The organism is Vibrio sp. E150_018 (genome assembly GCF_053544035.1).
The window spans coordinates 1-19,006 of record NZ_JBHGNY010000016.1; the positions used below are offsets into that span (position 1 = coordinate 1).

Genomic DNA, 19,006 nt, shown 5'->3' on the forward strand with positions numbered 1-19,006 from the left:
AATTATCATTGAGTCGATCATTTAAGATTGAACTCGTACATAAGTTCGCAAGTATCAAATAATGGGGTGTTGACATGAGGGAGTCTACATAAGTGTATTAGCAAGAAACTCGGATAAACCCACAGGTTATTTCAACACGTTCACTGCTAATCAATTCATTTATCACCATAAGATACTCTAATGATGGATTTTTAAAAGCATTTAGCTAATTTTATGCAATGTAGAAAGCGAGAACTGGGTTTAGCGAGCCAATTGTGACAACCCCAAACTTGAGATTATTACATACTTTAATTTTGAATCAGTGAGTTAGATTAAAATTACAATACTAAATAGCTCTTTTTAGTTCTCGCTTTCTCCATTTTGATGGCAGTTTAGTCAAAAGACCATTATAACTGTATATAAACACAGTTAAGAGATTGTTTATGCCTTCACCATTTATTGAGTCTATTCGCCAAGAAATTAGAGTACGTCATTACAGCTTAAAAACAGAAAAATCCTATCTTTTTTGGATACGGCAATTCATTCGTTATCACAATATGAAACACCCAAAAGACATGTCGAATTCTCACATTGAAACGTTTCTTTCTTACTTAGCAAACGAGAGGAAAGTATCCAGTGCCACACAAAACCAAGCATTATGCGCCATCATTTTTATGTATCGACACATTCTAAAAGTTGAGATTCAAGACTTAAGGTATTCATTTACCAAAAAGCCAAAACGTATGCCAACAGTATTAACCCACGAAGAAGTTAATCTGATTTTAGATAACTTGAATGGACAATATTGGTTACTATGCGCCCTTTTATACGGTTGCGGACTCAGAATTAATGAAGCGCTCGGTTTACGGATAAAAGATCTTAATTTTGAAAATCAAACCATTTATATCTTCCGTGGTAAGGGAGCAAAAGATAGATATACGCTATTGCCGGCAGTGTTAATAACCCAATTAAAAAATCAAATTAAAGTCTGTTTAGATTTGCACAAGAGGGATTGTGAAGCAGGGTTTGGCTTAACTTCTTTACCAAGTAGTTTAATAAAAAAATACGGCAATGCTGCAAAAGATCCTTATTGGCAATACTTATTTCCGTCAACTCAACGACAAGTGCACCCTCTTGATGGATACACTTGTCGACATCATTTACATGAAAGTGCGTTTAGGAAGCAATTAAGAGGTGCGGTAAAAAAGAGTGGTGTACTTAAACGTGTGACCGCTCATACTTTTCGTCATTCATTTGCTACGCAGCTTTTGCAGTCTGGTTCAGATATCAGAACGGTACAAGAATTATTGGGCCATAGCGATGTCAGAACAACAGAGTTATATACGCATGTGATAGGTAGCAAGTTTGGTTTTACTAAAAGCCCTTTGGATTAATCGATTTTCCACTATTAATCCAAAGGGTAATGTTATTATGTGATATTACTTCGCCTTCGGTCTAAACGGCTTAATCACAGTTTCATCACACTCTAGGAATGGACCTTCCATTAAGTCAATGCAGTAAGGAATGGCTGGGAAGACGGCGTCTAAACATTCGCGGATCGATTTAGGTTTACCCGGTAAATTTACAATCAGGCTGCTGCCACGTAAGCCAGCCGTTTGACGAGACAAAATTGCCGTTGGAACAAACTTTAATGACTCCGCGCGCATCAACTCACCGAAACCTGGCATCATACGATCGCACACCGCTTCTGTTGCTTCTGGCGTTACGTCGCGTTTTGCTGGGCCAGTACCGCCAGTGGTAACGACTAGGCTACAACCATCTTCATCCACCATTTTTGCAAGCATGGCTTCGATTTGGTCTTGTTCATCTGGGATGATTTGGTAAACCGGCTCCCACTCTGAGGTTAAGTACTCGTTGAGCGTATCAATGATGGCTTGGCCAGATAAATCTTCATACACACCTTGGCTAGCACGATCACTTACCGTCACAATACCGATTTTTGCTTTGCTCATTGCTTGTTCCTCTACCAAAGTTTTACCTCGACCATAAGCGAGGTATTTCAAAATTTTTAACCTCGCTAAGATACCGTTTCAAGGTAGAAATGAACATAGCCTATTGCTTTGAAACTCTATTTTATTCGAGCTTTTTACTGTTCGTTGAACCTATTCGTGATCCAGACAGTTTGATACGGCTTTAATTGAATGCTTTCTGTTGAGCCTGTCAGTTCAGTATCGCTGATCAGATCTTTCCAATGATCGGTTTGGATCAAGTTCATATCGGCTAGGTTTAAGGTTTGTTCTTCAAGGCTGATATTACTGACACAGAAAATGCTTTGTCGCCTATCCATGCTTTGGCGCCAAAAACCAAATAACTGTCCACCTAGATGCAACGTAAACTGTACTGCATTAGGATGAAAAGCGACTTGCCCTGTTCTCAGCTCGATTAAATGCATCAAACGTTTTAATACCTGATGATGTTGAGTATGCGGTTGAGACAGTAATTCTTGCAGTTGTGAGAACTCCCAACGATGACGGTTAATCGAGCGATTTTGATTGGTGTTTTCAACTTTATCGTAATCATTGCCCGTACCAAGCAAACTGTGAATATAAATCCCCGGAATGCCCTCCATTGCTAACATGATCGCATGGGCACAAATAAAGCGGTCGATACCGTACTTATCAGGCCCTGCTTGCGTGCCTTGTAGAGCATCAAACAAAGCGATATTGATTTCATAGGGCTTACGGTCACCATTTTCGGTTGCGCGCCATGACACTAAACCACCGAACGATTGCATGGTATTCACCAATACATTGATTTCATTTTCTTGGAGTAAACCTTCTGCTGGCCGCAAACCAATGCCATCGTGTGAGGCAATAAAGTTAAAGTATGTCGTGCCCTGTTGCGCCGGAGGCATCCCCATCATCCAGCGTTTAAGATGATCACCATTGCCGGTAATCAATGTATTCACTAATAGCGGTGGTAAAGAGAAATTATAAATAGCGTGCGCTTCATTGGCATTACCAAAATAGGTCAGGTTTTCATGGTTGGGGATGTTGGTTTCGGTAATGATGATGGCTTGTGGGCAGGCTTGTTCAATCAAACTACGTAATAGGCGAATCACTTCATGGGTTTGATCGAGATTGATACAACTGGTGCCGAGTTCTTTCCATAAAAAAGCCACCGCATCGAGCCTAAAGGTACGAATGCCATGATCGATATATTGACGAATGATCTCGACAAAAGCTTTTAATACTTCTGGGTTACGGAAATCAAAATCGACCTGATCGTGACTAAAGGTACACCAAACATATTGAGTGCCCTGTGTGGTTTCAACTTCTTTGAGTAAATCAGAGGTTCTAGGTCGCACCACTTGTTTGGTATCAATATCTGGCGCAGCGGTATAGAAGTAATCATGCCCTACACCTTCGCTCTTAATGAAGTTTTGAAACCAAGCGCTCCTTGCTGAGCAGTGATTGATCACCAGATCCGACATCAAATTAAACTCACTGGAAATTGCTTCAATATCTGTCCAGTCACCTAAGCTTTCATTAACGCTCGAATAATCAATCACCGAGAAACCATCATCCGAACTATACGGGAAAAAAGGCAAAATATGCACACCATTAATATGAGGCTGACAATATTGATTGAGAAAGGACTTTAAAGTTTTCAGAGGCGTTTCACCGCTTTGCAGCAAGCTATCGCCGTAAGTGATCATGATGGTATCTTTCTCGCTCCATTGAGATTTTGGTACCGGCGACTGCGATACTGACATCGGCATCGAAGTCTCTAAATTGGGCGATAGACGCATCGTACTGATCAGTTGATGGGCTAATTCTTTATGCTCAATTGATAATTCAATACCTTCGTAGATCACATCCAAATGATGACAAATTTTATCCACTAATAGATTTGATGACGTCATACTTAGCCCCCGAATTCTTGTTGATCTAATTCCACCGCCTCTTTTAATCGTTCCATCACATCAGGCATGGCACTGACGACGCGGTTCCAACTTGGAATAAATGGCGTTTCCATCGGGTTATCGAGGAAGCTTTGTCCTGCGGTCATTATATTTTGAGCAAACATTTCGACCGCTTTCTCTTCTAAGTGAACATCCAAGGTTAGGCCATTCATTAAGGCATCATTGTGGTAGGCTTCAACAAAATCGAGCGCAATGCGGTAGTAAGTGGCTTTAAGCGAACGAAAGCCTTCCGTATTAAAGGTTTCACCTTGAGTGGCCAGTTTACGAAACAGAGACTTGGTAATATCGATCGACATTTTAGACAACCCACCATCGGTGCAATCTAACGATAAATCTTGATGTTTATGATCATAAGTTTTAGCAATATCAACTTGGCATAGACGATTGCTGGCATAGTTACGATGCATTTCCGATAGCACACCGATTTCTAATCCCCAATCGCTTGGAATCCGAATATCACTCAATACATCGCGGCGGAATGAAAACTCGCCAGCTAATGAATATTTGAAGCTATCCATATAATCCAGGTAGGCATTTTGGTCGGTCACTCGTTTAAGGGCTTTTAATAATGGCGTGACCAATAAACGTGCCACTCGGCCATTCATTTTGCCATTGGCGACTCGTGCGTAGTAGCCCTTGCAGAATTCATAATTAAAACGCGGATTAGCAACTGGATAGATCAAACGCGCCAATAAATCACGCTCATAAGTGACAATGTCACAGTCATGTAGAGCAACCGATTCAGCTTTACCAGTGGCCAGTACATAACCCATGCAATACCAGACATTACGGCCTTTTCCGAGCTCTTTAGGGGCTAAACCTAACGCTGCTAATTCTTTATCGAGGGCTTGCAAGCGAGGACCATCATTCCACAAAACCCGATGATGTTGAGGTAAGTCTTTAAAGAAAGATAAAGCATGTTTATATTGCGCTTCATCGGCTCTATCTAGGCCAATGACAATCTGAGATAAGTAAGGCACACTCTTTAATTCTTCGACAATTTTAGGCAGTGCTTCGCCTTCGAGTTCCGAAAATAAAGAAGGTAGAATCAACCCCATGGAACGCTGGTCAGCAAACGACATTAGCTCTGCTTCCAATTCCTCCACTGGCCGTTCAGACAAGTTATGTAATGTTGTCACGATACCGTTTTGATAAAAGTCAGCCATGATGCCTCCTGCATTCCATGTTAAATTAAAGTCTATTTATTTATTAATAATTACTGCTTCAAATCTAAGATGTGATTCACACACTCTGCCCAGCCCGTTGGGCCATAATTGTCACTATCGATGACGCCTTGTTCACGAGAAAGAATCGGAAAATCATGATGCTCTGAACGAATACGAACGGCGATATCCGCTAACTCGAGCATGCTGATATCATTACCGCTGTCTCCTAGCGCGATACTGAACCAATCTTTCTGTTGTTCTGCTTTTTGTAAAAGATCTCCTTGCTGTAAAAGATCTCTCTGATAAACATTCATAAGCCACTCCATTGCGATGCCCTTTTGAGCGCAGCCGCCGATGTGTAGAAAGCGGCCACCTTTTAGTACCGTTGCACCACACTGCTGCATAAACTCGATAAAGCTCTGTTCTTGTTCAACGCTGCCATGCCAGCTAACCGGTTCGCTATAGTCACGTTGCAATGCACGTTGTGCTTCTTCCTCGGTTAAGCCAGTGAGTTCCGCGACTTGTGTTGCTGACATCTCGGTCATCAAACTAAAGCATCCTTCAAATTGGCGTTTAGCTTGTTCAATAGAGGTTTGCCAATGACTACGTGGTTGGGTAAAGGATTTGTACCAATAGTCTTGAATCGACTCTGTACCTTCTGGCTGATTCATTAATGCTGTGTTTGTTTTAGGATTTGGTTTAGGGATAAATACCGCGGCGCCATTCTCAACAATGAAAGGCGTCGTTAAACCTAACTGCGGCATGAGAAATTGGAGCTCAGCAAAGGTTTTACTCGTCGTTGGAATAACATCCACACTAAGAAGCGCTAACTTTTTGAGTACCGGCTCAACGGCATCAATACTGTAATCATTATGATCAAGTAAAGTGCCGTCTAAGTCGCTGAAGATGATTGGCCGCTGACTGAGTTTAAGCATTAAAGATCTCTGACTTTGCTAGTGAGTCAGCTTTAGCCCCGGCCTGACTAGTTGCATCAACATGGTGCACAACAAGCGGCATACCATAAGGGCTTGCACTATAAATGACCTTATGTTCGTCCATTGTCGCGTTCAATGATGGAAAATATAATGATAACCACATAGTTACTGCTCCTTGTGTTAAACACTTAATAAAAGTAATTCAAGAAGCGTGCCACTGGGCTTTTGGCTTTCCAGATACAAAAATGGCCCGAACGTTTCCATTCAGGCCATTAAGGTTTTTGTGCAGCGATGTTTATTTTCGAATTGCCATGTCTTTGTTGGTCATTTTCACGCCCTTGATTTGTGCAAATACCTTTTGTCCAATCTCAAGCTGTAAATCTTCATAGGCCCAAGCAGTGATATTGGCCCAAAGGTAATGCTCTACCTCACCTTCACCTATCGCTAAACACACTGAAACCGGCTGCGCAGGATCCGTCACTGGCGCGAGTTCTACGACTTTTGCAGGCAAAATATTTCGAATCGATGTGTCTGTCGATTCGGATAAGGTTAACGATACGTCGCTGGCATGAATACGAATTCTAACGGATTCATCGACATTGGCCTCAATAGCAGACATCCAAACCCCGCAACTCGGCGCAATTTCTACATAGGTCAGCGCGTAACGTTGGTGACGTTGCTTGATAACACCTTTAAATATCGTGCTTAAATCCGCTTCATCATGCCAAGGTTTGAAGGCACTTGATGCCCACATTGTCTCAATATCACCAGAGCCTGCTACTCTTCCTGAATCCATTAATAGCATGTAATCCGCTAGGTGAAGAATTTCGTCTAAACTATGGGTAACATACAAAATTGGAATTTGAATCTTTTGCGCTAACGATTCTAAAAACGGCATGACTTCTTTTTTTCTCGGCAGATCTAAAGACGCTAATGGTTCATCCATCAGCAATACTTTTGGCTCTGACAACAAGGCCCTCGCGATCGCACAGCGTTGTTTCTCACCACCAGACAAATCGGCCGGATAACGATCTAATAATTCAGATAATCCTAGTAGATCAACCACTTGATTAAAGTTACCCGGTAACTCGTTTTTACCAATAAACTGGTTTTTACTGAATAAAGCTTTATTTTTCACACCATAGAGTAAGTTGCCTTTCACTTTATAGTGTGGGAATAATCGAGACTCTTGAAATACATAACCTATATCTCGCTTTTCAACCGCAAGATTAATACCTTGTTGGGAGTCAAACAGCACTCGTTGATTGATACTTATCGAGCCAGAATCTGGATTTTTTAAACCACTCACGGCATTGATGATACTGGTTTTTCCTGCGCCTGAACGGCCAAAAATCGCGGTGATTCCTGAACTCGGTATCTGAGCTTGAATATCTAAATCAAAATCCGTGAAACGTTGCTTAAAATTTAAATCAATCATGCTTGGCCTCCATTCTTGGAAGCACTGCTCTTGAAAACGCTAGTCTTGGAAGCGTTAGAAACGCCGAGTCTTTTCTGTGTTTTCTGTGTTAACCATTCAGAACAAAGCAAAGATAACAGTGCAATGACTATCGACATCACACAAAGGCGCGCGGCTTCAAATTCCGCACCGGGCGTTTGGATGAAGTTATACATTGCCAATGGCAGAGTTTGCGTTTGATTGGGAATGTTTGCCACAAAACTAATCGTCGCACCAAACTCCCCTAGGCTACGGGCAAATGACAGCATGGCACCAGTGATCACGCCAGGTAATACCAACGGCAAGGTGATTGTCATAAAGACTCGAAATGGTGATGCGCCAAGCGTTCTCGCCGCTTGCTCTAGCTTGGGATCGACATTCATAAGGCTTAATCGAATCGAGCGCACCATTAAGGGTAAAGCCACAACTGCCGACGCTAATACTGCACCTTTCCAATTAAAGCTAAACACTAAACCAAAAGTATCGAACAACCATTCACCAACAACGCCCTTTCTCCCCATAGTTAAGAGGAGCATATAGCCAATCACCACCGGAGGAAGCACTAAAGGAAGATGGATTAAACTGTCTAGTAGCTTTTTACCCCAAAACTCTTTAGTCACAAGCAGCCAAGAAAAGAAAACCCCAACCGGCAGTAACCAAAGGACTGCGATTGAGGAAACTTTTAAGCTAAGTAATAAGGCGCTAATTTCGTAATCAGACAAGATCACTGGTTATCCTTTTAATGATTCTGAAGTGGTTAGTTTACTGCTAGAGAACTTATTAAGTTAGGACTTAGTGAGCCACAAGCGGTGTAAACCCGTATTTGATAAAGGTATCGCTCGCTTGCTGGCTTTTCAAAAAATTGAAGAAAGCTTGGCTCGTCGCTTTGTCATTCAACGCGACCGCTGGGTAAATTATCGGCGAATGGGTACTGTCTGGGAAAGTTTGAATAATCGAAACTTTTTTACTCATCAAAGCATCGGTTTTATAAACCACACCAAATGGTGCTTCGCCACGCTCTACCAGTGACATGGTTAAACGAACATTACTGCTTGGTGCTGTTTTAGAAGATAGTTCCGACCACAACCCCATACTTTCAAGGCTTTCTTTCGCATACATGCCAGCAGGAACGCTTTGGGGCTCACCTACCGCTAAACGATTCTCACCCAATAATTTAGGTAATTCTTTAAATGTGCCAGCATCGATAAGTACATTGTTCACCTCATCAGAACCAATCAAAACTAGGCTATTGCCTACCAGATCCATAACCTGATCTTTGGTCGTCATCCCTTTATCTACAAGATAAGTCATCCATTTAGGGTTTGCTGAAATAAACACATCTGCCGGAGCCCCTTGTTCAATTTGACGTGCCAAGGTAGACGAACCAGCAAATACTGGCACTAAAGTATCACCAGTTTCGGCTTGATACTTTTGCCCTAATTCTTTCATGACATCTGTCATTGATGATGCTGCATAAACGTTAATGTCAGTTGCAAACGCTTGAAGTGATGAGCACAAAGCAGATAAGCCTAACGTGTAAAGTCCTAACTTTTTAATTAATGGCTTTTTAGTGAATAATTTTTTCATAGCAGTCTCTACGTTGGTGTTTATGGCTTAAAATATCAACATCACTTTATCTAGAAAATAGTTCTGGCCAAAGTAAGGCTAGATTTAAATCTTGCTCGATGCTATCGGCTAAACGATCCAGCGATTTGATTTGCTGTTGCTCACGGCTATTACTTTGTTGCAAATCACTCACCCCAGCCCATTCAAGTATATGTTCGAAGGCTTGTGGAGAGTCAAAGATACCGTGGCAATATGTACCAAAGATCATACCATCATCCGATAAGGCCCCCTCATATTTTTTGTCATGTGAGTCCGTATTTATTGATATAGGTTGTTGTAAATCAACAAGTGTCTCACCTGCATGTATTTCATACCCAATGAAGCTGACCACTTTTCCTGTAATTAAAGATAGTGTGCCAGTTACTTGAGTTAATAATTTTTGCGGTTTTAGTTCTGTTATTAACTCTAAATAGCCTAATCCATCAGCAATCCCAGCCTGTCCTTCAATACCATCAGGATCAGCGATGGTTTTACCCAACATTTGATAGCCACCACAAATACCAATCAATTTGCCGCCATAGCGTAAGTGCTTTTCAATATCTTTATGCCAACCTTGCTGCTGCAGAAAGGCCAAATCAGCACGTACAGATTTACTACCCGGTAAAACAACCAAATCAGCCCCTGTCAGGCTTTGTCCTTGATATCGAAATTGAAAATCAATCTCCGGGTGATATTTAAACATATCGAAATCGGTGTGGTTACTCATGCGAGGTAGAACCGGCACAACTACAGTGAATTTGGTCTGCTCATTTTTGTTTTGTTGACTATCAACCGCGTCTTCAGCATCTAACTCTAAACCATGCAAATACGGCAATACGCCGATCACTGGCTTACCTGTTTTTTGTTCAAGCCAGTCTAATCCGGGATTTAATAGCTCAATATCGCCACGAAAACGATTGATAACAAAGCCAATCACTCGGTCTTGTTCCGATTGAGATAATAAAGCAAGCGTGCCATATAAATGCGCAAATACCCCACCACGATCAATATCCGCCACAATGATCACCGGCACATCGGCTTCTTCTGCAAACCCCATATTAGCGATATCATTTTCTCGCAGGTTAATTTCAGCAGGACTACCCGCACCTTCAATTAACACACAATCAAATTTCTGATTAAGTTGAGAGAAAGAATCCAACACATAAGGCATGGTGTAGTTTTTATAAGAAATATTACCCAAAGTGGCTTCTGTCGGCAGGGCTTTACCTTGTACGACAATCTGTGCTTTCATATCGGTATTCGGTTTTAAGAGAATGGGGTTCATGTGAACACTAGGCTCAACGCCACAGGCAAAAGCTTGCAATGCTTGCGCTCGACCAATCTCACCACCATCTTTGGTGACCGCGCTATTGAGTGCCATATTCTGTGATTTAAATGGCGCAACCGAAATCCCTTTACGCATTAACACACGACATAACCCCGCCACCAGCATACTTTTTCCTGCATCGGAAGTTGTGCCTTGCACCATTAACGCTTGAATTGGTTTTAACATAGTCTATTCGCCAATGATTAAGATTGATAAAGTTCGAGAGGCAAACCATCTGGATCTTTAAAGAAGGTAAATTGTTTACCGGTTAGTTCATCCATTCGAATGGGTTCACACAACACACTTTGAGATTCAAGGTAGGCTATACATTGCTCAATATCATCCACAGCAAAAGCCAAATGACGCAAACCACAAGCTTCAGGGCGGTCGACACGTGCAGGTGGATTAGGAAAAGAAAACAGTTCTATTTGAGTTGTAGGAGAAACTTGCAGATCCAACTTATAAGAATTACGCGCTTCACGATAAGTTTCATTCACCACTTTAAATTGCAAAATATCCATATAGAAGTGTTTCGATTTTTCATAATCAGAGCAGATAATCGCAACATGATCAATTTGATTAAACATTTCATTTCCTTATATATCCAAGTAACATCAAGACGCAGAAGTCACTTGGGTATAAATAACACTGATAGAAAAAAGCCTCCAAAGTTTGGAGGCTTTAAAATTCATCATTACAACCCATCATGCAATACAGTGATTACTTGCTCGCGTCTAATGACACTTTGGGTTGAACAAACTCACGACTAACATCGACAATCGCAACGTCACGGAAGAAGCTGCGCCCAAGTAACAGACCGAAATCCATGTGAGTACGATCCGCTAGCGTAAATGGCGTTTTCACTTTTAAGTCACCAACCTTGATCCAACCTTCAACCACATAACGTTCAAACGTTTCATCTGAACTCGATTGACGAATAGATTTTGTTGATATCACAGGTAACTCTAATTCTTTTGATTCTTTACCGTCATGAGCAAGTTTGAACTTCACCCATTTTTTTCCATCACGTTCAAAAGCAACGATATCAATAGCACTTACTGAAGACGTTGTTGCACCAGTATCGACACGTGCAACCACATTGATACCTAAACCTTCAACGTGAACCCACTCTTTTTGACCCAAGATTAATTTACCATCTGCGCTTTTTTCACCGACAGAAACCGTTACCGGTGCTTTCGGTTGCTGTGGTTTATCCTTCGGTATTGGCTTAGGTTTCACACTTGGGCGTTTTTCTACTGGCGAAAAATCTGGCTTTGGTTTTTCTACTGGCTTAGTCGTTATCACCTTCTCCGTTTGAGTCGTTTCAGCTTTGCTAGTCTCTGATTTCTCTGCTGGTTGTTCAGGCGTTATAGAACAACCAACCATAGCAATAGACATTAACGCGGGAAGAAAAAAATCCCATTTTTTCATGTTCAATAACCCTTTATCTCGAACGAAATTTAACCACCAAAGATCAACCGCCCTTAGCGAGCCAACGTATTTATCGCATTTGCTACATATTGTATGTCTTTTTCTTGCAAACCAGCAATATTAATACGGCCATCACCGACACCATAAATTCCATACTCTTCACGTAATTGCGTCATTTTTTCCGGCGAAAAGCCTAGCACAGTGAACATACCTTTGTGTGACTTTATAAACTCAAATTCGTCATTTTTATGTGTATTCAGCAATTCTTGACACAGCGCTTGCCTTAAACCAACTAAACGTTGTTGCATTTTAACTAATTCAGCTTTCCATTGTTGCGTTAAGTGCTCACTTTGCAATACAGTTTTCACTAAGGCTGCACCATGATCTGGTGGCATGGTATAAGTAGAACGGGCTAGCGTCAGAAGTTTACCTTTTGCATTATTAGCTTCTTGTAAGTTTTTACCAATAACAATCGCTGCGCCAGTTCGTTCACGATATAAACCAAAGTTTTTCGAACAAGATGTGCTAATCAACATTTCTTCTACATTATTAGCCATGTGTTGTAAGCCAACAATGTCTTGCTCTAAACCGTCACCAAAACCTTGATAGGCAATATCCACAAACGGCGTAAAACCATTTTTCTGGGACAATTCTGTAATTGCTTTCCAATCATCAGTGCTGATGTCTGCACCCGTTGGGTTATGACAACAACCATGAAGTAGAACCACATCTTTAGGGCCCGCTTGAGCTAGTTCTTCAAGCATTTTAGCTGAATCAACCTGACGCGTTTCCGGGTTGAAATAATGATAGAAGCGCACTTTCAAACCCGCCGCTTCCATAACCGGACGGTGATTAACATAACTTGGGTTACTGATCCATACCGTGGTTTCTGGCTCTGCAATTTTCAATAAATCGCCCAGCATTCTTAATGCACCACTCGCACCTGGAGTTTGAACTGCTGAAACACGAGAATAAGCCGAAGTATCCTTAAGCAGTAGATCAATCATACATTGATTGAATTCTTCACAACCAGCTAAGCCAACATATGCTTTGGTCGTTTGTTCTTGAGCTTGTTGAGTTTGAGCTTGTTTGATAGCCGCCATAATTGGGGTTTGTCCTTGGCTATTTTTATAAACACCAATACCTAGGTCGACTTTTTCTGGACGAGGATCGTTACGGTATGCCACAGATAATGACAATATAGGATCTTGCTGCGGAGCGGTTAGATGAGAAAGCATGAATACACAATCCTGTGTTAATCTGTTAATTAAAAATTTAAATTACCACCCGTACAAAAAAAAATCGACGAGATTTTAAAGTTCTCGTCGATATTCTAAACGTGGTATCACTTAAATATTAATAATTGCTTATTTTTCCGTCAAATAATGCACAACCTGATTACTACTGCCTCGCCACTGCAAGCTAGGATCAGCCAGTTCTTTTTCAAACTTACCATCCACTAGTACATCAACATAGTTCACGACTTCTTTTTGTGACTCTGTTAAATCTGCCAAGGTATACCCTGTCCACATCCAAATATCTTTCTCAGGGCATTCAAGCTTCACTCGCTTAACGAGCGTTAATACCGCCGATAAATTCTGTGGATGCAGAGGATCGCCACCAGATAACGACAATCCTCTGCGAAATATTCGAGTATCTTGCAAGTCACGAATAATCGCATCTTCATTTTCTTGGGTAAACGGCACTCCAGAGCTTAACGACCAAGTACTTTGGTTATAGCACCCTTTGCATTGATGAACGCAACCAGACACAAACAAGGTACAACGTGTCCCTGGGCCATTAATCACATCAACTGGGTAATATTGAGAAATATTCATTGTTAACTTATCACTGCATGTCATCAAAGATGTTTAACACGGCGCTTCACTTCTTCCTGCTTACCGTCATTAAACGGTCTTGCATCTGGGCTACCTAAATAACCACATACGCGACGTGTTACTGACACTTTGCTTGAATCGTGATTGCCACATTTAGGACAAGTAAAGCCTTTACTAGTACATTCAAATTCACCAGTATAACCACATTCATAACACTCATCGATTGGAGTATTGGTGCCATAGTAAGGCACGCGGCTATAGCTGTAATCCCAAACATTCTCTAACGCTTCAATGTTATGCTGCATATTAGGGAACTCACCGTAACAAATAAAACCACCACTTGAAATGTCAGGATATGGCATCTCAAAATCGATTTTATCGTAAGGTGTTGCCTTCTTCTGTACATCTAGGTGAAAACTGTTGGTGTAATAACCTTTATCAGTTACGCCTTCAATAACACCAAATTGTTTGGCATCTAAGCGACAGAAACGATTACATAAGTTTTCACTTGGCGTTCCATATATGCTAAATGCGTAGCCTGTTTCGTTTGTCCATGATTCAACATGTTGCTTCATAAAATCGATGATCTTAAGGGCTTTTAGGCGTAGCTTCTCATCATCGTAAACATGGTTTTCGCTACCAAATAATGCAGCAACCGTTTCATGTACACCGATATAACCCAATGAAATTGATGCACGACCATTTTTAAAAATTTCAGCGATATTGTCGTCCGCATTTAAACGCACACCACATGCCCCTTCCATGTAAAGGATTGGGGCAACACGTGCTTTAACATTTTCTAAACGATGAATACGAGTGTCTAATGCACGTCGAGCTAATTTCAGTTTAGTTTTCAATATTTCATAAAAACGCGTTTCATCACCTTGTGCTTCAATTGCAACACGTGGCAAGTTCAAACTAACAACACCAAGGTTATTACGACCATCGTGGATCAACTTGCCATTTTCTTCATATGTATTTAAGAAACTACGACAACCCATTGGCGTTTTAAATGAACCCGTCGCTTCCACTACTTTGTCGTAGTTAAGAATATCTGGGTACATACGCTTAGTCGCACACTCAAGTGCTAGCTGTTTAATATCGTAGTTTGGATCGCTTGGTTTATGGTTCAAACCATCACGAATGGCAAATACCAATTTCGGGAACACCGCTGTTTTACGATTTTTACCAAGGCCAGCAATACGGTTACGCAAAATTGATTGCTGAATCAGTTTACTCGCCCACGACTGTCCCAAACCAAAACCAAAGGTCACAAAGGGCGTTTGTCCGTTTGCGGTATGCAGAGTATTCACTTCATATTCCAAAGACTGGAATGCGTCATAACATTCTTTTTCAGTTTGAGTAAGAGCAAATTCTTGTGGATTAGGAATATCCCATTCTTGTGCTAACTTTAACTGCTTTTGATAACTAGCAAGCACATAAGGTTCAAGGATCTCATCGATACGGTTAATCGTGGTGCCGCCATAAATGTGGCTAGCAACTTGCGCGATAATTTGTGCGGTAACCGCTGTGGCAGTCAAAATTGATTTCGGAGTATCAATCTCCGCATTCCCCATTTTAAAACCAGCCGTTAACATACCTTCTAGGTCAATCAACATGCAGTTAAACATTGGGAAAAATGGTGCGTAATCTAGATCGTGATAATGAATGTCACCAGATTCGTGAGCATGGACGATATCACGTGGCAAAATATGTTGCTTCGCATAATGTTTAGCCACTATACCAGCAAGTAAATCACGCTGAGTTGGAATGACTTTTCCATCTTTATTGGCATTCTCATTGAGCAAGTCTGTGTTGTTCTGCTCAATGAGTCCTTCAATTTCTTTATTCAATGAACTGGTTTTTTCACGAGCAATATCTCTGTCATGACGATACTCAATATAATGACGCGCGAGTGATTTGTATTCACCTTGCATCAAATAGTTTTCCACCATAGTTTGGATATCTTGAATATGAATTCCATCAGGAAAATCAGCTTGAGCCTCAGTTAAACGCTGCTCTACACAGCCCGCTAATTGCTCCGCATATTCCTTTAATTGAGCGTCAGTTTTATCTGCCGCACTCAGTACTGCAGCGACGATTCTATCTTGCTGAAACAAGGCTTGTGAGCCATCCCTTTTTATAACAATTAACTGACTCATCCTAACCTTGCCTCCTAAAAAATTCGCACTATATAGACAAAAACTAAATTGAAAACACAATATGTTGTGCCATTATCGATTTTATCGACCACTCGATCTTGATCTTAATCAAATAATCTTAGAGGAGTATTAAAGATATTTTTTGCAAGTCTTTTTGCTCACAAAATAAAAAATAATCTGTGTAATAAACCTACCTATTTGCTTTGCTATGTTAAATTTTAGGCCTGCCGTACAACAGTTATTATCAACTTGTAAGAGACGATCTAGAAATGAAAATACAATGGAAATGGTTTGCTTATCTTTGCCTTTTGAGCCTCGTCTCTCCACCTATTTCAGCGACCTCATTAAAAAACAACACTCTTAACATCGCAACATGGAATATAGAATGGTTCACTACCAACCCAAGTTCTTCAATCAAAAAAAGTAAAAGAGACTCGCAAGATTTTGCTGTACTCAGTGACAAATTTCGACAACTCTCGCCAGATATTCTTGCCTTTCAAGAAGTAGACTCCATCAAGGCCATTCAAAAATTGGTTGGGGGTGAATATCAAGTTTATTTATCCGATCGCGCCAAACCGCAATATGCCAACCTACAGTTTGATGATCTCAACCAATACACTGGCATTGCGGTGGCTAAAAAATGGCTCGCAAAAAACCAAGCAACGATTATCGATCCAAACGATATTTCACTACTTCCCTATTCCAAACTACGCTTTGCCACCTACATTGTATTAAAACAAGCTAATCAAGCTGATGTGCATTTATTGTCGGTACATTTAAAAAGTGGTTGCCCTACTAAGAAAAAGCATTCACGCTCATGCCGACAACTATCTGAGCAAGCAAACCAACTTAATCAATGGTTAGCAACTCGAGTAAGCAATCAGGAAAGTTTCATTGTGATGGGCGATTTTAACCACAACCTAGCTTATAAAGGCGATTGGATGTGGCAGTTATTAACCAATGGATTGAATAACCAAGCGAAACTGGCAACGAAAACGACACCTGCAATATGCCAAGTGAAATCAAACCGTAATCCAAGTAAGTTGTATCGTTATCCTAGTTTGATTGACCACATTATTGTTAGCCAAGCAAACCATACGCAAGATACACAGCAGGCAGTGTTTACGAAACAAGAAGCCTTGAATTATCGTTTAAGTGATCATTGCCCGGTGGTGAGTAAGCTGGAAATGCAGTGAGTTTCATTTCGCGGTAGGAGATCCTGAACTACGTTCGTGCCTCACTATTCAGGATGACAATGCCTTTGCCTTTCGTTGTCTAGGCTGTTCGAGTCTAGAGCACTTCGTTTCTTGTGACTCGATTTGTGTTTTGGGTTTTGCACGAAATATTCAAATAAGCTGTTATTTCTACTGAGCCGTATTATTTCATCATCACAGCCAAGTTACAGCATTCCATCACCCTTGCCGAGTTACCTTATTCCGTCATCCCTGCCGAGCCTAAGCGAGAGCGAGGATCTACTCACAGCGCGCTGAATATAGATCCTCGATGTCGCTTAGCTTTCTCAAGAATCATAGATTAGCGCTATTTAACGCCACCCACTTTAGCTAACGCCGCCGGATAGCTTCTTTGTGCAGCTAATGTACAGGCTTTATCTATAACTTGCTCAATGGTGAGTTGTGAGGAAATGTTTTGTTTGGTGAGATGACGTTCATCATACAACCCACATTCACGCATTTGCTGTTCGATTTGTTGTGCCGCCTCGAGTGCTGACGAAGCCTTGACGATTTCCATACGAGCATAGTTATCACCAACAAAAGAAACACTGGCTGCGCGTAACGTAATATCGGTTCCAGGGATTTGTTGTGCACCAAATAACGGTTTACCACCTAAAGTAGCACTGGCGAAACTAGGGATAAATTGCGCCATATGTTTTATTGCTCTATTGGTTCGAATGATTTGCTGTTCTTCACTCCAACCATGAATGATCTTATTAACAAGATATTCCGGTAATTTAGGCTGAGAGCTTTCATCGGTAGAATGCGCCACCCCATCTTCAAACAACGTGATATCTTCCGTCATGCCATGTAATTGGAAATAACCATCTGGATACGGCGTTAACTGTGCCATGCCCTGCGGTGTACCTCGTTCACCATGAAAAATCACTTCGGGCCATAGTGCACTACCTTCTGGCCAATGGGTCACATAAGCGGCTTTAAATTCCACTAAGCGTGAACGTGGCGCTTTAACCCAATCATCCACCACGCCAGTTTGATAGCCAGACGCATTAATCAAGTAATCTACCGTAATAGATTCAGCAGCTTCCATTGAGCTTTTATTATTGGATTTGTAATTGATATTCCATTGCTTACCTTGCGACTCAACGCCGGTCACTTGAGTACTGGTGAAAATTTGACAGTTTGGTAGTTGGTTTAATGCAAGGTTCACGGTGGCCGATAAACGAAACACACTAAGCCCATATTCTTGCACTAACACCACAGGGAATTTTAAGGTGTTAAGATCAACACTTTTCGCAAATGGGATCATCCATTCATCTAGGCTTTGTTCGGTAAGGGAATCGACTTCTGGCACGTTACATTGAGCCAGCGCTTGTAATTCTGACTGTGAATACAATTTATAGTAGTGCTGCGGATCGCCCAGTACTTGATTGCTACTGTCTTGTTCAACCAGTGATTGATAAGCCTGTTTGATCACTTGCAATCGAGGAAGTAATTCTTCTGGTTCGCCTTGATCTTGGGTAGGAACCGCGATAACGGTTGGACGAACATTCATCGTATGTTGATACAACTTAACCGTTTCAATCGACTCTTTGAGAAGTTGTACACATTGTTGCTGAGAGATCTCACGATACAAGTTACCACCAGCATGTAAGTGACAAATAGGTGGACCATCGACAAGGCTTGGTCCTTGTTCAAAAATAGATACTTGAAGTCCAAGGTCAGAAAAGTGCAGCGCGGCAGTAGCCCCTGCAATACCACCACCAATAATTCCAATATGTGGAGAATCCATAGCTAATCAATTATTCCTACAACAAACGCCTTTATGCCAAACTAAGTCAGCGAAAGAACTGAATATATTTGAGTTGAGTTTCGGTTAGGGCCTGTTTGCCTTGCCTAAAACACTTTTATCTCGAACAAAATTTAATCACCAAAGGTAAACAGGCTCTATTAATACCCTATCACTTT

17 protein-coding genes are annotated in these 19,006 nt (G+C 41.2%); 2 read left to right on the plus strand and 15 right to left on the minus strand.

Features of this window, described 5'->3' with window-relative positions:
* The first annotated feature begins 422 nt into the window (after window positions 1-422).
* Complete coding sequence (locus ACE3G9_RS13720) at window positions 423-1,373, plus strand: integron integrase (RefSeq protein ID WP_449219431.1); 951 nt, start codon at window positions 423-425, stop codon at window positions 1,371-1,373.
* 45 nt (window positions 1,374-1,418) lie between these two features.
* Here the strand turns inward: ACE3G9_RS13720 and mog are convergent, their stop codons facing one another.
* From mog to nrdD, 14 genes are all read right to left on the minus strand, one after another.
* Complete coding sequence (gene mog, locus ACE3G9_RS13725) at window positions 1,419-1,952, minus strand: molybdopterin adenylyltransferase (protein ID WP_449219432.1); 534 nt, start codon at window positions 1,950-1,952, stop codon at window positions 1,419-1,421.
* A 134-nt stretch (window positions 1,953-2,086) separates the two neighbouring features.
* Window positions 2,087-3,865, minus strand: a complete 1,779-nt coding sequence (locus ACE3G9_RS13730) for an alpha-amylase family glycosyl hydrolase (RefSeq protein ID WP_449219433.1) — start codon at window positions 3,863-3,865, stop codon at window positions 2,087-2,089.
* 2 nt (window positions 3,866-3,867) lie between these two features.
* Entirely contained in the window at window positions 3,868-5,091 is a 1,224-nt protein-coding gene (locus tag ACE3G9_RS13735) for a glycosyl transferase (RefSeq protein ID WP_027695866.1), read from the minus strand.
* A 50-nt stretch (window positions 5,092-5,141) separates the two neighbouring features.
* Window positions 5,142-6,026: an HAD-IIB family hydrolase gene (locus ACE3G9_RS13740; RefSeq protein ID WP_449219434.1), complete on the minus strand. Its 885-nt coding sequence runs from the start codon at window positions 6,024-6,026 to the stop codon at window positions 5,142-5,144.
* Window positions 6,019-6,189: a hypothetical protein gene (locus ACE3G9_RS13745; RefSeq protein WP_449219435.1), complete on the minus strand. Its 171-nt coding sequence runs from the start codon at window positions 6,187-6,189 to the stop codon at window positions 6,019-6,021. Before ACE3G9_RS13745 ends, ACE3G9_RS13740 begins: the two co-directional genes overlap by 8 nt.
* 132 nt (window positions 6,190-6,321) lie before the next feature.
* Window positions 6,322-7,464, minus strand: a complete 1,143-nt coding sequence (gene modC / locus ACE3G9_RS13750; protein WP_449219436.1) for a molybdenum ABC transporter ATP-binding protein ModC — start codon at window positions 7,462-7,464, stop codon at window positions 6,322-6,324.
* A complete protein-coding gene (gene modB / locus ACE3G9_RS13755) occupies window positions 7,461-8,207 on the minus strand; it encodes a molybdate ABC transporter permease subunit (RefSeq protein WP_449219466.1) in 747 nt (248 codons plus the stop codon). Before modB ends, modC begins: the two co-directional genes overlap by 4 nt.
* A 67-nt stretch (window positions 8,208-8,274) precedes the next feature.
* Window positions 8,275-9,069, minus strand: coding sequence for a molybdate ABC transporter substrate-binding protein (gene modA, locus ACE3G9_RS13760; protein WP_417880825.1), 795 nt, complete (start codon window positions 9,067-9,069; stop codon window positions 8,275-8,277).
* A 46-nt stretch (window positions 9,070-9,115) separates the two neighbouring features.
* On the minus strand, window positions 9,116-10,600 hold the full coding sequence (locus ACE3G9_RS13765; protein WP_449219437.1) for a cobyric acid synthase: 1,485 nt from the start codon (window positions 10,598-10,600) through the stop codon (window positions 9,116-9,118).
* 17 nt (window positions 10,601-10,617) lie between these two features.
* Window positions 10,618-11,001, minus strand: coding sequence for an SMU1112c/YaeR family gloxylase I-like metalloprotein (gloA2, locus tag ACE3G9_RS13770; RefSeq protein ID WP_449219438.1), 384 nt, complete (start codon window positions 10,999-11,001; stop codon window positions 10,618-10,620).
* 133 nt (window positions 11,002-11,134) lie between these two features.
* The gene (locus ACE3G9_RS13775) at window positions 11,135-11,845 is read right to left on the minus strand and encodes an ATP-dependent zinc protease family protein (protein ID WP_449219439.1); all 711 of its coding nucleotides are present in this window, start codon (window positions 11,843-11,845) and stop codon (window positions 11,135-11,137) included.
* Between the two features lie 53 nt (window positions 11,846-11,898).
* Window positions 11,899-13,083 carry an amino acid aminotransferase gene (locus ACE3G9_RS13780; protein ID WP_449219440.1) on the minus strand — a complete coding sequence of 395 codons (1,185 nt, stop codon included), beginning with the start codon at window positions 13,081-13,083 and terminating at the stop codon, window positions 11,899-11,901.
* A 129-nt stretch (window positions 13,084-13,212) separates the two neighbouring features.
* On the minus strand, window positions 13,213-13,683 hold the full coding sequence (gene nrdG, locus ACE3G9_RS13785; protein ID WP_449219441.1) for an anaerobic ribonucleoside-triphosphate reductase-activating protein: 471 nt from the start codon (window positions 13,681-13,683) through the stop codon (window positions 13,213-13,215).
* Window positions 13,684-13,706: 23 nt separating this feature from the next.
* Window positions 13,707-15,845, minus strand: coding sequence for an anaerobic ribonucleoside-triphosphate reductase (gene nrdD, locus ACE3G9_RS13790; RefSeq protein WP_449219442.1), 2,139 nt, complete (start codon window positions 15,843-15,845; stop codon window positions 13,707-13,709).
* A gap of 269 nt (window positions 15,846-16,114) precedes the next feature.
* On the opposite strand from nrdD, the gene ACE3G9_RS13795 reads away from it, so the two are divergent.
* Window positions 16,115-17,041 carry an endonuclease/exonuclease/phosphatase family protein gene (locus ACE3G9_RS13795; protein WP_417880833.1) on the plus strand — a complete coding sequence of 309 codons (927 nt, stop codon included), beginning with the start codon at window positions 16,115-16,117 and terminating at the stop codon, window positions 17,039-17,041.
* A gap of 343 nt (window positions 17,042-17,384) precedes the next feature.
* Here ACE3G9_RS13795 and ACE3G9_RS13800 read toward each other — a convergent pair whose 3' ends face one another.
* Window positions 17,385-18,830: an FAD-dependent oxidoreductase gene (locus tag ACE3G9_RS13800; RefSeq protein WP_417880834.1), complete on the minus strand. Its 1,446-nt coding sequence runs from the start codon at window positions 18,828-18,830 to the stop codon at window positions 17,385-17,387.
* Window positions 18,831-19,006: the final 176 nt, after the last annotated feature.

What these genes read in the sequence shown, in the direction of transcription:
- ACE3G9_RS13720 (WP_449219431.1), top strand. Translation starts at nt 423, where the DNA reads ATGCCTTCACCATTTATTGAGTCTATTCGCCAAGAAATTAGAGTACGT.
- mog (WP_449219432.1), bottom strand. Translation starts at nt 1,952, where the DNA reads ATGAGCAAAGCAAAAATCGGTATTGTGACGGTAAGTGATCGTGCTAGC.
- ACE3G9_RS13730 (WP_449219433.1), bottom strand. Translation starts at nt 3,865, where the DNA reads ATGACGTCATCAAATCTATTAGTGGATAAAATTTGTCATCATTTGGAT.
- ACE3G9_RS13735 (WP_027695866.1), bottom strand. Translation starts at nt 5,091, where the DNA reads ATGGCTGACTTTTATCAAAACGGTATCGTGACAACATTACATAACTTG.
- ACE3G9_RS13740 (WP_449219434.1), bottom strand. Translation starts at nt 6,026, where the DNA reads ATGCTTAAACTCAGTCAGCGGCCAATCATCTTCAGCGACTTAGACGGC.
- ACE3G9_RS13745 (WP_449219435.1), bottom strand. Translation starts at nt 6,189, where the DNA reads ATGTGGTTATCATTATATTTTCCATCATTGAACGCGACAATGGACGAA.
- modC (WP_449219436.1), bottom strand. Translation starts at nt 7,464, where the DNA reads ATGATTGATTTAAATTTTAAGCAACGTTTCACGGATTTTGATTTAGAT.
- modA (WP_417880825.1), bottom strand. Translation starts at nt 9,069, where the DNA reads ATGAAAAAATTATTCACTAAAAAGCCATTAATTAAAAAGTTAGGACTT.
- ACE3G9_RS13765 (WP_449219437.1), bottom strand. Translation starts at nt 10,600, where the DNA reads ATGTTAAAACCAATTCAAGCGTTAATGGTGCAAGGCACAACTTCCGAT.
- gloA2 (WP_449219438.1), bottom strand. Translation starts at nt 11,001, where the DNA reads ATGTTTAATCAAATTGATCATGTTGCGATTATCTGCTCTGATTATGAA.
- ACE3G9_RS13775 (WP_449219439.1), bottom strand. Translation starts at nt 11,845, where the DNA reads ATGAAAAAATGGGATTTTTTTCTTCCCGCGTTAATGTCTATTGCTATG.
- ACE3G9_RS13780 (WP_449219440.1), bottom strand. Translation starts at nt 13,083, where the DNA reads ATGCTTTCTCATCTAACCGCTCCGCAGCAAGATCCTATATTGTCATTA.
- nrdG (WP_449219441.1), bottom strand. Translation starts at nt 13,683, where the DNA reads ATGAATATTTCTCAATATTACCCAGTTGATGTGATTAATGGCCCAGGG.
- nrdD (WP_449219442.1), bottom strand. Translation starts at nt 15,845, where the DNA reads ATGAGTCAGTTAATTGTTATAAAAAGGGATGGCTCACAAGCCTTGTTT.
- ACE3G9_RS13795 (WP_417880833.1), top strand. Translation starts at nt 16,115, where the DNA reads ATGAAAATACAATGGAAATGGTTTGCTTATCTTTGCCTTTTGAGCCTC.
- ACE3G9_RS13800 (WP_417880834.1), bottom strand. Translation starts at nt 18,830, where the DNA reads ATGGATTCTCCACATATTGGAATTATTGGTGGTGGTATTGCAGGGGCT.